This is a genomic window from Waltera acetigignens, assembly GCF_025567015.1.
GTDB lineage: Bacteria > Bacillota > Clostridia > Lachnospirales > Lachnospiraceae > Acetatifactor > Acetatifactor acetigignens.
This window is the reverse complement of the sequence record NZ_JAOQJO010000003.1, coordinates 24,402-37,103: the sequence shown is the minus strand read 5'-3', so window position 1 is coordinate 37,103 and position 12,702 is coordinate 24,402. Positions and strand designations below refer to the sequence as shown.

Genomic DNA, 12,702 nt, shown 5'->3' with positions numbered 1-12,702 from the left:
TATAAAGGATGGAGTTGATGTAGTCATATGATAAATATTAGCGGTCATTTAAGAGAAGAAAGAAAAATTACAGGTTATTACGATCAAGATGTTCCTCTGATAGTGAATTGTTGTGGGAAGCAGGTCTTTCAGACACAGGATTACTTCTGCAATCGTAAAAATGGCAGACTGGATTACCAAATAATATACATTCACCGCGGAAGTGGGCATTTTTATTTGAATAATGAATGGATTACCTTATCGGCAGGAAATATTGTTTTATATCGTCCAGGCATACCTCAGTATTATTCCTATTATGCAAAGGAAAAACCTGAGATCTACTGGATACATTTTACTGGTAATGAATGTGAAAATATATTAAAACAATACGATATAAAGAATTGTTATATTGGTGAAAGGCTATATTTGAAATTACTCTTTCAGGATATTATCACCGAACTACAACTAAAAAAAATATCTTATGAAGACATTGTATTGCATAATTTTTATATTCTCCTATGCTTTATTCATCGTTCCTTTTATAGTATCTCCAGACCTTTGGATAATGATTTTTCCTTTGACAGGCTACTACTTGAATTAAACTCTAAATATGCAAACAAATGGTCTGTGGCTTCCATGGCTGATTACTGCAAACTAAGTCAAAGTAGTTTTTCACATATGTTTAAGGATCGTATGGGGATGTCCCCCATGCATTATCTAAATTACCAGCGCATTGAGAAAGCCAAAGATTTTCTTTTGTCTAATTCCATGACCATTACCAATATTTCGCGTTTGGTAGGTTTTGATGATCCGCTTTACTTCAGCCGTGTATTCAAAAAATATACTGGTGCATCGCCACAAGCTTATTATCAAAATTTGGGAAATACTAATACACCTGACTGGTTTCTAAACAACACAACACCACAATGATTTTTATTATTTATACAAATATTACATCCGACGAAGTACTATGTTTGAGAAACTCACTATTTCTATCTGTATAGTTCACCTAAAGCAAAGGAGGTTACAATGATACTACATTATTCAACAGAGGTCTCTATTCATGTATCAGATAATCTTGAAGACGTACTATCTCAAATTGGTATGAATGCAAATGACATTGCATTGGCAAAAAGTAAAGTATTACGTCCTGCATACCCAAATGATCTCTATACTCCTTTACCTGACCGCCAAACCACTTTTACATGCATCCCAACTGATAAAATAATAGGTACCACTCGTTCTACTCCTGGTCAAAGTGTTTTTGATAATGTATGCTTTGTACCTGACTCAAAACGTCATAGCGATAAATTTAAACGATATTTTGAAGATTGTTTCTGGACAAGAAAAAACCCCAGAAACAAGAAGTTTCTGAGGCCCTTCAGGAGAGGCGCAGACCGGATTTGAACCGGTGGATACTGGTGTTGCAGACCATTGCCTTTTGTAGCAGAAAAGCGCCTATACTGTGCTTTCTGAGACTCAGCTTAAAAATAAACCATCCTATTACCACCCTATTTTGCCATCTGAACAGTAAATGTCAATAAAATATCTATACCACCTTATCTATATAAATCTCTTATCCACCTCAAAATATGAGGAGGAATCAAAATGGATTACCAAATTGAAATTAAACAAATCGTGGATTATCCACGCTGTCGTATTTACAGAAATTTTTTAAGAGATCTTATGGAAGGAATATCCGAACAAACGGAAGTTCTGTAATCAACGTTTCAGATTCGCACATTCGTGCAGTCATCAAAAAATCAAGTTTACCTTAATCTTTATAAAGGCTTTATTCTAAATGTAAACTTAAAAAATACTGAAAGGTGGTAAATTATATGGATTCAAGAGTATTACAAACACAAGAATGGCTAAACAAAACCTATGGAGAAGTATCTGGTTTTCCTACGGTAGTTGAGGATGGAATAACTGGTAATGCAACATTCAGAGCATTAATTTATGCTCTGCAACTCGAAATTGGCATCAGCAAGCCTGATGGAGTATTTGGCAACGACACTCTCAACAATTGTCCTACCCTACGAGAAAGTCTCATACCAGATTCCGAAATCCCTCGAAATATTATTTATATATTACAAGGGTCATTGTGGTGTAAAGGAATTTCTCCAAAGGGATTTACCGGTATTTTTGGTCCTTTTACTGCTAATGCTGTTTATGAATTCCAAGTAGCCGCTGGTATCACAGCCGATAAAGTTGTATATCCTTATGTGCTTCAGGGCATTATGAATACAGACGGCTATACATTTCAGAGTACAGATGATATATATGATACATATCGACACGAAATCCAGATAGGGCTTAATAAGAATTACGGTGCAACTATTGGATTAATTGCTCCCAATGGGAGATGGGAACGTAAATCACACAAAAACTTGATCAAAGCAATACAAATAGAATGGGGAACAACTGTTGACGGTTTATTTGGCAGTGGTACACTAGGCAAAGCACCAACTCTTTCAAAGAATACTAGCGGTTACATAAATTCAAAGCGACTATTGCAATGGTGTTTAACACTTAACGGATTTTATCCGGGATCTTTTAATGGAATATTTGATACAGATACATATAACAGCTTATATGCTTTTCAAGAATTTGTTGGCTTAAAAGCAGATGGTGTCTGTGGCAAACAATCATGGGCTTCTCTAATTACAAGTTGTGGTTCCTCTGATCGAAAAGCTACCGCTTTAGACACATCAAAAAAAATTACACTTGAAAACGCTGCTGCTATTAAGCAGGCAGGATACACAGATGTGGGAAGATATTTGACAAACACTCCAAATGGGACGCTTGACAAAGCTATGACATTTGATGAACTGGAAATACTACTAGCCGCAGGCTTAAATGTTTTTCCTATTTTCCAAACACAAGGTAATAAAGCATCCTACTTTACAGCAAAACAAGGAACTGAAGATGCACTGACTGCCAAAGAAGCAGCACAGAACCTTGGTTTTCCATCCTCTGCTACAATATATTTCTGCGTAGATTATGATGTTTTAATGGCAGATGTTGAAAGTAAAATTCTTCCTTACTTTAGAAGTGTCAAGACAGCTCTAGGTAATGCCTATAAGATTGGAGCATATGGTCCCCGTTACATATGTACAAAGTTGGCTGAAATGGATCTTTGCACCAGCAGTTTTGTATGCGATATGTCCTCCGGATTCACATGCAATATAGGTCAGAAAATGCCTGAAAACTGGGCGTATGATCAATTTGCTGAAATTAGTGTGGCAAACTCCACATTTAGCGGAATGGACTACGACAAATGTATTGCATCTCCACGCAAAACTGCTACTGCTCCTGAAAACTATATTCCCATCCCTGGCTACGATAACTCACGGTATACATATGATCAGGTTCTTTCTGGAATGGGATATTATCAGTTTGATAGTCAACTACGATACAGTGCTGGTGTTGAAACAATGCAAACAAAACTTAACAAAATAGGATATAATTGCGGAACACCTGATGGTAAATTTAGTAGTGGAACAGATATCACTGTAAGAACTTTCCAGAAAGAAAACAACCTTACTATTGATGGCAAAGCAGATAAAAAAACTCTTATCGCACTAGATGCTGCCATTTATAACGTCAACTTTGACGATATCAATAAACGTTTCGACCCCAATCAGCAAGTCGTATATGAGTGCTTACTCAATGCCGGTTTTGGAAAAATTGCTATTGCAGGAATAATGGGAAATATTCATGCAGAGAGTTCTTTTAATACTAAATGGAGCGGTGATCAAGGTTCCGTTGGTATTTGCCAGTGGTTACCGCCTAGAAGTGATAATCTTGAAGCATATGCAAATTCTGTATCCGGTTCTAAAACAGATATCGCTATACAGGCAGCATTTATTTTAGAAGAGGGAACTAGTAGTGGCACCTATGAAGATAGTCAGGCGGTAACTTGTTTTAATTTCTTGAAGGATACAGACACTATTAACAGTGTAAAAAAAGCAGCAGACTATTTTACAGCACTATATGAACGATGTTATAATCAAGATACTTGGGAGGACGTTAAATCAGCTTGTGCCAACTCTAGTTGGCTAACATTAGATCGGTTTTCTCAGGAGCCAAATATTTGTAACAGCAAATACTATCTTGATACACCTAGCAGAAGAGGTTATGCTGAATCATATTATTCCTGCCTATTAAAGATTTAAACAATTTCAAAGTAGTTAAAATAAGGATTATCTGTGAAACAATTATCATCTCCTGACTATATTATCAGGGGTGATAATTGTTCTCTCTAAAAGTAAACAGTTCATATCACTACTATATTACCACTGCAATACGCTGAAATCCAAATCATCTATTACCATCTCTTCATCTTCTATCTTTAAAGTACCCTTGTTTTCAAATCCTATTTTAATACGTGGAATGCTACCAACATTTTCCCAAAGTTTAATACGTGGAAGACTATTATCACTTTCCCGAAATTCAGTTAAATTAAATTGCTTCCTAAATTCTTCTCCTTTAACTTTTTTTTCATTGATGGTTGCCACCTCCGGGTTATAGTCATCATAAATTCCTGTTAAGTACTTTCCCTTATCATAGGTGAAGCCTACATATCCGCATCCATCAGAACCAGCATTTACAAGAAGCAGCTTATTGTCTTTATAACATAGCCCATTTATCCCTCCCCAATTCACAGGCTCATATAAATCGGCAACCTTTTTACTCGTACCATTTGTATAAGTAAATATGGCCACAGATACGCTGTCTCCTATTATTAATTCAGGCTCTCCGCTATTATCAAAATCATGTATTGCGATATAATAGTACTCATTTGAATCTGTTCTTAAACTATAGGGATCTACTAAATTATCATCTATATTACTTATAATATCTCTATATGTATCTTCCCATTGTTCCTGCATAATGGGTTCTTTTTCTATCAAAAAATTATATATATTTGCAATAGTCCTATCCTGTTCTATAATATTCGCTTCAACATCTGTTATCATATCCTCTGCAAGATAAAATTCATTTTCTCCTGCTAAATATATTGTAACACCGGGACGTGGAACCATACCCGTTGGTCCTGCTCCTGAGTGATAATATGTTATTATTATAATGTCCTCTTTTTCATCATCATTTATATCGCGAAAACCAACTGCACCAACACTATAAAATGTTCCTATATACCCCCTTGAACTATTATTTTCAAACCGATAGGGAAATTTATATAATATCTCATCATCTCTGATTAAATAAAATGAAGCAACTTTCCAATCAATAAGCTCATTAGGCGATGGCCTGCAAGATACAAATGTAACCTCGCCCCAGTCATCTAAGTAAACATCAAATGATTGTTCCGGTATCTTATATTTTTCTATTTTTTCTATGGAATCACTTTCATCCAAATTTTCTTCTTCCTCATTTATTTGTATAATTTCTTCATATTTTGATTCATTTGCATATGCTTCCTGCAACGCTGTTCCTTCTGTTTCACCTTCACTATTTGTTTCTGTCGTTGCACCTATTTCATTTTCTGTTTCACAACATCCTGTCAAGCAAAGAACACATAACCATACTGGTAATATTTTAATATACTTCATTTCGCTATACCCTCCGTTTTCTTTATCTTCGCATACACAATGCTACAATCAAATCTGTATTATTCACACCAAAAAATTCATAGTTGCAAATAATAGAATAATCACTTTCCGATCCATGCACTATATTTTCTTCTGTACCCACATTCTCACCACACCCCAATATGAATCATCCTTTTTCTGTATCACAGTAATATTTAAATAGTAAGGGTATATATCCCAAGTCCCAAAACACTTTCATATTCGGTATCATACTGAATAGAATATCATAAAGTTCCATAACGAGTACCTTGACAACCATAGGCCGCTTTTGCGGCCTGCAGTAAATTTACTTTTGGATGTTCTCCGACAGCTTTGGTGACCAGGGAAGCAGATTCTCCAGAAAACTGCGATCTGTGTCTTCCATGTGTTCTGGGATCACTGTCAACAAATATTCAAAGTATTCGATTTGTAACCTAATATAACAAAACTTAGGAAAAAATATGCTCAACCTTCCCACGGTGCTAGTAATTCTTCTCTCTTATCGTAATAATTATCAATCAACCTAATATCTTCTATATACCATCCATCTTTCCGATAAGATACCTCTGTACATTTTACCGTGTTTTCGTCATCGACTTCATATTGTAATGAGATAAAACGAACCATCGTTTTTCCGTCTTTTTCAAACAAGGTTGCCCCGATATACGATTCTATATCCCACCAGTACTCAACATCACCGAATTTATCCGGCTGTTCTAAATCAATATTTGGATTATGTATAAAGTTATATGGATATTCCACCCAACCGCTATCCTCTAAATGCAGAATATAAATTTCAGTAGCGCCATAATTACTTCCAAAGATATATCTTTTCAATAATACATCCGCCTTACCGTCTCCTGATAGATCACCGGTAGTAATCCTCGAACTATAAACATATCCTTCATAATCCTTTATTGCCGTATCTACGCCATTCACATTCGCTATGAGCCGTGTACCATCTTTTGCTAAGTCATCGCTATCGCCGTTATCTTCAACGCGCACTTTATCCTCTTTCCCATCTCCATCTAAATCTACACTTATTTCGGTTCCAGATTCGATAGGAATGGTACTCGCCTGATAAACCGCTTCACTTTCATCGGTATTATCCGCACATCCCATAAAAAAAATACCACTCATCATTAATAGTAGTATTTTTCTAGGTGCAAATTTTGTATCTAATAATTTCTTCATATAACTTTCCTACCTCTCCTTGTTCATTATACATTATGGCAAATATTCGTCCAACTCTAAGGGCTCTAAGGGCAAAACGGTCTTTTATAAAATATTACATGTAATTTTTACACTAATACAACACATAATCTTGATAATTAATCGTATCATACTTTTTTGGTGCTATCAATGCTCCTTCTGTTTCTTGTATAATAAAAATACCTTTAGGTAATTTGTACTTGAAAAAACAGTTGCGGCGGTACTTTAACAGATCAAGTTTTTTCTCTCCGTAGTCCTTCACATAACATCTCAACCGACTTACCTTTATATTACATTGCATCACATATTTCAATCAATATTTTTAAAATAAACTGTATTTTGATTGCCTGTTCAGTTTCCAATTGATTCAATATATAATATATTTTTTCACCATTTCTTAAACTATGTTCTTCACCATACATAATATAATCACAACTTACAGTAAGTGTTCTTGCTATTTTGCACAAAACGTCTGATGAAAATCCTTTTTTCCCAGATTCTATTTCATACAAAAACTTGGGCGATATTTCTACCATCTCAGCCATTCCTTCTCGGGTATAGTTATGCATTTCTCGTAATTCTCTTATCCTATTTCCTACTTTTTTCCTTTCCATTTATCTTTGCTCCCATCATATTTTATCTTTCGTAATAGCTATTTATTATACATTATTCTATCAAACACTATGCATTTTTAACTTGATTGCAGTTTTTCTTCATCTAAATCTTATTTTTCATCTCAAGAATCAAGTTTTACTATGCTTAAGCAAAATATATCTCATTTAGGTCAAATATACGTAAATATTCATCAGAGTTGATATTCTAATTACATATACGATAGGAGAACAGCTATATGAATAATTTCAAAGCAAATATAAAGCAGAAATATAATATAAGTAATTACCAGGCAGAACAAATTATCTTCGTAATTAAAAGTCTTGGATCGGAATTAAGCAAAATGCTTATAATGGGAATATTATTTCGAAATGAAATATTATTATTTCTTTTTCAGTTAATCTTTATGTGCTTTTTAAGAAGTTTTTCAGGAGGTTTCCATTTCTATTCTTATTGGAGTTGCCTACTTGCTTCTGTATTATATATGAGCAGTCTTGTTTTTATTTTTCCTAATATTACATTACCGCTTTACATGCAGATTTTTCTTTTATCCATAAGTTTCTGCATGGGTGATGGAAATATTGATGGAGGCGGTGGATCTTTTGGTACAGGATCCGAACTAAACGTCTGGCGAAATAACCAGGATGGTGTTCGGGTTACAGTCGTTACCACGGGAGGCAGCGTTGTTGCTACTCCCATTGATTTATCAAACTGCAACATTTCCTCCACGGTGTTAAACTTTGGAAAAGTGTCCAAACTGCAATATACTGCGGGCTCATCGCTTTCCATTAATGCCTCCTACACCTACTCAAAGCCAGCCGTCGCTCTACCAAGAATCATCAGCGGATCTGTGAACAAAGCCAGCATTGCTGCGATAAAACGCTACATCTGCTCAGAGTATGCAGCTAAATTTATCGCATCCAAAACCGGCATCCCCTTTGAGAATCTGATTAATGGGGATTACAAATTGGTGATCGAACCCATTGCCTACTTCACGCACAATGGAAAAAACTATGCCATGACAGCAACGGAGGCTGCCCTTTATAACAAGTTATCCGGAGGTGCATTAAGAAGAGTGCTTCCCTCCCTGACGCACCAGAACCTGCCGCTTGCGCTGTTTTTAGAAAAATCAGATCTTGGATACCCTGCATGGACTGGAAGCACCTCTGGAAAAGTGTCGGATGATGCCATTATCTCTTCCCTGGGCATCGGCATTGTAAGCTACAAAGATGTGCCTTCCGAAGAGCTGGAAGCCCCGGACTATACGTACCGTGTGGATACGGATGTTATTTCCAGCATTATGTTAACCAGTGCCACCGAAGTAAACCCGAAAAATCCGGCGAAAGCAACCTTTTACATTAATGGCGGCACATACACCGTATCCAATATCGTTATGCCTTCAGGGGAGACGGAAAGATCTTCTATAAGAGGAAACTCCCGGACGACAGTATGGACATTGCGATTCTGCTGCTGATCCCGCTTCCGATATGTGCGGCATAAATATGGGTGCGGATCAGCTGGTCAGATAGCACCTTATAGATCTCCAGGGCATCATTGCTGCTTAAACCTTCAAACCGCTCATCCGCTGCAATCCTGTCCTCTGTCTCGATCAGATTGAAAAAAATATTGGTCATTAAATCATTGATGATCTGTGTTCTCAATTGCTACCTCCTGTGGTCCTCGCCCACTGACTTTATGGATGCTGTCGCTCCCTCTTCATACAGCATGAAATGCATCCTCTTACAGTTCTTCTGCGTGCCAAGTACCTTTTGATCTTCCGATGGAACTGACAACTTAATCATAGCAGTTGAACATTAATGCAAACAAAACATAAAAGTCTTAAAAACATCTATCGCTCTACACTATATCTTATCTGAATTTTTTGCAAAAAGCTTTTCCATAATTTATATAAAATTTACGTTAATATTCTTTTTGTACTTACAAATCACTTTGAAATCTGCCATTTTCTGGTGAATCTTGGTAATTATTAACAATTATAATAATAATTCTCATTATCATATTCTACATCCCGGTCTATATCATTTCCGGTCGAAACAAGTTATACTATAAGTGTCAAAATAAATATTTTTTATTAGGCAAAGGAGAAAAGCTATGGAAATTAAATTTTATTTTTGTGATCATTGTAAAAATGTTGCTATAAAGGTTGTAGATCATAAGGTTCCCCTGTTCTGCTGCGGGGAAAAGATGACCGAACTGGTACCCGGCACCGTGGATGCCGCAGTGGAGAAGCATCTTCCCGAATATACGGTAAAAAACGGGATTGTCTCCGTACATGTCGGCTCCGTGGAGCATCCGATGACCCCGGAGCACTATATCTCCCTGATCGCCGTGCAGACAGACCGCGGTGTGCAGTATAAGAATCTGACCCCGGATATGGCTCCGAGAGCAGAATTTGCCCTCTGCGAAGGGGAAACTGTGGAAGCCGTGTATGCTTATTGTAACCTCCACGGTCTATGGGAAGCGTGAGCCTATGAATACTAACAACGTAGAAAACTACAACGAACGTTATTCTCCGGAAAGAGAGACCTATGTGATCAAAAAGGATGGGAGTCTTGAGGCATTTCATGTCCAGAAGGTGATCGATGCTATCGGAAAAAGTGCTTATCGCGCTCTTACGAAGTTTACTCCGGAAGAAAAGGAACAGATCTGTGAATGCGTCATTTCTCATATAGATGCTCTGGAATCCACACAGGTACCCATCTCTGTCATGCACAATATCGTGGAAAATGCCCTCGAGCAGGTACGTCCCATCGTAGCCAAAAGCTACCGCGATTATAGGAACTATAAGCAGGACTTTGTCCGGATGCTGGACGATGTCTACAAAAAAAGCCAGGCGATCATGTATGTGGGCGATAAGGAAAATTCCAATGCAGATTCCGCACTGGTCTCCACGAAGCGCAGCCTGATCTTTAATCAGTTAAACAAAGAGCTTTACCAGAAGTTCTTCCTGACGACAGAAGAGATCCAGGCATGCAGGGACGGGTATATCTACATCCATGATATGTCTGCCAGAAGGGATACCATGAACTGCTGTCTGTTCGATGTGGCGCATGTGCTCTCCGGCGGCTTCGAGATGGGGAATATCTGGTACAATGAGCCGAAGACTCTGGATGTGGCATTCGATGTCATCGGGGATATCGTTTTAAGTGCTGCCAGCCAGCAGTACGGCGGCTTTACTGTCCCCAGTGTGGATCTGATCTTAGAGCCTTATGCCGAGAAATCCTACCGCAGAGCCCTGGCTAAGTATGAGCGGCTGGGTGTCGCTGCAGATCTTGCCGAAAAAGAAGCTCTTGCGGATGTGAAGAAGGAGTTCGAGCAGGGCTTCCAGGGCTGGGAATATAAATTCAACACCGTGGCAAGCAGCCGTGGGGACTATCCTTTCATTACCGTGACAGCCGGAACCGGCACCGGACAGTTTGCCAGAATGGCTTCCGTTGCCATGCTGGAAGTCCGAAGGGGCGGCCAGGGAAAAACCGGACATAAGAAGCCGGTGCTGTTTCCGAAGATCGTATTTTTATATGATGAGAACCTCCATGGCCCCGGTAAACCTTTAGAAGACGTGTTTGAAGCAGGTGTTGCATGTTCTGCCAAGACCATGTATCCCGACTGGCTGAGCCTGACCGGAAAGGGCTATGTCGCAAGTATGTACAAGAAATACGGTAAGATCATCTCCCCCATGGGCTGCAGAGCATTTCTGTCTCCCTGGTACGAACAAGGCGGTATGCACCCGGCGTTTGATGGAGACGAACCGGTATTTGTGGGACGCTTCAACATTGGCGTGGTATCCCTGCATCTGCCGATGATACTGGCAAAAGCAAGAAAAGAGAGCAGAGACTTCTACGAAGTACTGGATTACTATCTGGAGCTGATCCGTAGGCTCCATATCCGGACGTATGCTTATTTAGGGGAGATGCGTGCATCCACGAATCCTTTAGCATATTGTGAGGGTGGATTTTACGGTGGACATCTGAAGCTTACGGACAAAATAAAGCCCGTCCTGAAGACAGCAACTGCCAGCTTCGGGATCACTGCTCTGAATGAGCTGCAGATGCTCTACAATGGGAAATCACTTGTGGAAGACGGTGCTTTTGCACTGGAGGTCATGGAACATATCAACAAGCGCGTGGATGAGTTCAAGGAAGAAGATGGCAATCTCTATGCCATCTATGGAACACCTGCTGAGAACCTCTGCGGACTGCAGATTAGACAGTTTAGAGAGCAGTACGGTATCATCGAAGGCGTATCTGACAGACCTTATGTCAGCAACAGCTTCCACTGCCATGTCTCCGAGGACATCACTCCGATCCAGAAGCAGGATCTGGAGAACCGTTTCTGGAACTTAAGTAACGGCGGCAAGATCCAGTATGTGAAATATCCGATTGGCTATAACACGCTGGCGATCAAATCCTTAATCCGCCGCGCCATGGATATGGGCTTCTATGAGGGGGTAAATCTCTCACTGTCCTACTGTGATGACTGCGGACACGAGGAGCTGCAGATGGATGTGTGTCCGAAATGCGGCAGCAAGAATCTGACCAAGATCGACCGGATGAATGGATATCTGTCCTATTCCAGAGTGCATGGTGATACCAGACTGAATGCTGCGAAGATGGCAGAGATTGCCGACAGAAAAAGTATGTAAATAAAAGATATCTTGAAGGAAAAATTGCAATCAGATAGGAAAAAGGATAGCGCTTCCCGCCATGCGGTTACGCTATCCTTTTTCTATTCCTAAATATTTCCATCTGTTTGTGGTTCTAAAATAACCTTCTATCAATAAAAACATAAAAATCGGGAAAGCTATTCTTCCTAATACGTCAAAAATATCACTTATCACAAGCAATATTCCTCCATTTAAATTAGGATAAATCAAAGCCTTATTGACATGATCTATGAGCATAGACGTAAAGGCGATATACTTTAATTGTGCTCCGGATAATATTTTTCGTCTGTTCATTTTCGTTCAAATACATATTCCGATTCAGATGACAAATCTCTTCTGAAAGTATATCCAAGGCTGTCAAATTTTCGTATCTCTTCAGGATTCTCAATTTCTCTTTCTGCCATGAACCGGACCATCTCCCCTCGGGCCATTTTGGCATATGTCCCTTTCGTTACCAGTTTATTTCCCGATAACTCACAAAAGGAGACCGTAATATAGGTATCCTTAGGTGTCAGATACTTTTCTATGCATTTTGAGTATTCTTTTGATGCCAGATTAATGATAACCCTGCTGTCATCAATCACTGAACGATATAATCTCTCCCCCCAGTAATCATACAGA

At 38.7% G+C, this 12,702-nt stretch carries 11 protein-coding genes and 1 pseudogene; 6 read left to right on the top strand and 6 right to left on the bottom strand.

From position 1 onward, the window contains the following. Positions 1–27 precede the first annotated feature (27 nt). The 3 genes from OCV96_RS04355 (at position 28) to OCV96_RS04345 (ending at position 4,157) form a co-directional block, all read left to right on the top strand. A complete protein-coding gene (locus tag OCV96_RS04355) occupies positions 28–909 on the top strand; it encodes a helix-turn-helix domain-containing protein (RefSeq protein ID WP_118505539.1) in 882 nt (293 codons plus the stop codon). A gap of 99 nt (positions 910–1,008) precedes the next feature. Next, complete coding sequence (locus OCV96_RS04350; protein ID WP_262593646.1) at positions 1,009–1,386, top strand: hypothetical protein; 378 nt, start codon at positions 1,009–1,011, stop codon at positions 1,384–1,386. A gap of 431 nt (positions 1,387–1,817) precedes the next feature. Further along, a complete protein-coding gene (locus OCV96_RS04345) occupies positions 1,818–4,157 on the top strand; it encodes a phage tail tip lysozyme (protein WP_262593645.1) in 2,340 nt (779 codons plus the stop codon). A gap of 117 nt (positions 4,158–4,274) precedes the next feature. On the opposite strand, the gene OCV96_RS04340 is transcribed toward OCV96_RS04345, so the two are convergent. The 3 genes from OCV96_RS04340 to OCV96_RS04330 form a co-directional block, all read right to left on the bottom strand. Next, positions 4,275–5,555, bottom strand: a complete 1,281-nt coding sequence (locus OCV96_RS04340) for a hypothetical protein (protein WP_262593644.1) — start codon at positions 5,553–5,555, stop codon at positions 4,275–4,277. A gap of 483 nt (positions 5,556–6,038) precedes the next feature. Next, positions 6,039–6,767 carry a hypothetical protein gene (locus OCV96_RS04335; RefSeq protein ID WP_262593643.1) on the bottom strand — a complete coding sequence of 243 codons (729 nt, stop codon included), beginning with the start codon at positions 6,765–6,767 and terminating at the stop codon, positions 6,039–6,041. 308 nt (positions 6,768–7,075) lie between these two features. Beyond that, complete coding sequence (locus OCV96_RS04330; RefSeq protein WP_262593642.1) at positions 7,076–7,399, bottom strand: helix-turn-helix domain-containing protein; 324 nt, start codon at positions 7,397–7,399, stop codon at positions 7,076–7,078. 236 nt (positions 7,400–7,635) lie between these two features. Between OCV96_RS04330 and OCV96_RS04325 the strand changes: the two genes are divergently transcribed. Continuing rightward, entirely contained in the window at positions 7,636–8,871 is a 1,236-nt protein-coding gene (locus OCV96_RS04325) for an accessory gene regulator B family protein (protein WP_262593641.1), read from the top strand. Here the strand turns inward: OCV96_RS04325 and OCV96_RS04320 are convergent. Next, the gene (locus OCV96_RS04320; RefSeq protein WP_022154489.1) at positions 8,819–9,058 is read right to left on the bottom strand and encodes a hypothetical protein; all 240 of its coding nucleotides are present in this window, start codon (positions 9,056–9,058) and stop codon (positions 8,819–8,821) included. The genes OCV96_RS04325 and OCV96_RS04320 overlap by 53 nt on opposite strands. A 451-nt stretch (positions 9,059–9,509) precedes the next feature. Here OCV96_RS04320 and OCV96_RS04315 point away from each other — a divergent pair, with 451 nt between their 5' ends. Further along, positions 9,510–9,884: a desulfoferrodoxin family protein gene (locus OCV96_RS04315; protein WP_022154488.1), complete on the top strand. Its 375-nt coding sequence runs from the start codon at positions 9,510–9,512 to the stop codon at positions 9,882–9,884. 4 nt (positions 9,885–9,888) lie between these two features. Further along, positions 9,889–12,060 (top strand): anaerobic ribonucleoside-triphosphate reductase, encoded by a 2,172-nt coding sequence (gene nrdD / locus OCV96_RS04310; protein WP_118548260.1) that lies wholly within the window; start codon positions 9,889–9,891, stop codon positions 12,058–12,060. 90 nt (positions 12,061–12,150) lie between these two features. Here nrdD and OCV96_RS04305 read toward each other — a convergent pair. Next, positions 12,151–12,375 (bottom strand): annotated as a pseudogene (locus tag OCV96_RS04305) (TraX family protein); the annotation flags it as partial. Then, the coding region (yaaA, locus tag OCV96_RS04300; protein ID WP_262593640.1) for a peroxide stress protein YaaA at positions 12,372–12,702 on the bottom strand (331 nt) is incomplete at its 5' end. The pseudogene OCV96_RS04305 and the gene yaaA, both read right to left, overlap by 4 nt.

What these genes read in the sequence shown, in the direction of transcription:
- OCV96_RS04315 (WP_022154488.1), top strand. Translation starts at nt 9,510, where the DNA reads ATGGAAATTAAATTTTATTTTTGTGATCATTGTAAAAATGTTGCTATA.
- nrdD (WP_118548260.1), top strand. Translation starts at nt 9,889, where the DNA reads ATGAATACTAACAACGTAGAAAACTACAACGAACGTTATTCTCCGGAA.
- OCV96_RS04335 (WP_262593643.1), bottom strand. Translation starts at nt 6,767, where the DNA reads ATGAAGAAATTATTAGATACAAAATTTGCACCTAGAAAAATACTACTA.
- OCV96_RS04330 (WP_262593642.1), bottom strand. Translation starts at nt 7,399, where the DNA reads ATGGAAAGGAAAAAAGTAGGAAATAGGATAAGAGAATTACGAGAAATG.
- OCV96_RS04325 (WP_262593641.1), top strand. Translation starts at nt 7,636, where the DNA reads ATGAATAATTTCAAAGCAAATATAAAGCAGAAATATAATATAAGTAAT.
- OCV96_RS04350 (WP_262593646.1), top strand. Translation starts at nt 1,009, where the DNA reads ATGATACTACATTATTCAACAGAGGTCTCTATTCATGTATCAGATAAT.
- OCV96_RS04355 (WP_118505539.1), top strand. Translation starts at nt 28, where the DNA reads ATGATAAATATTAGCGGTCATTTAAGAGAAGAAAGAAAAATTACAGGT.
- OCV96_RS04340 (WP_262593644.1), bottom strand. Translation starts at nt 5,555, where the DNA reads ATGAAGTATATTAAAATATTACCAGTATGGTTATGTGTTCTTTGCTTG.
- OCV96_RS04345 (WP_262593645.1), top strand. Translation starts at nt 1,818, where the DNA reads ATGGATTCAAGAGTATTACAAACACAAGAATGGCTAAACAAAACCTAT.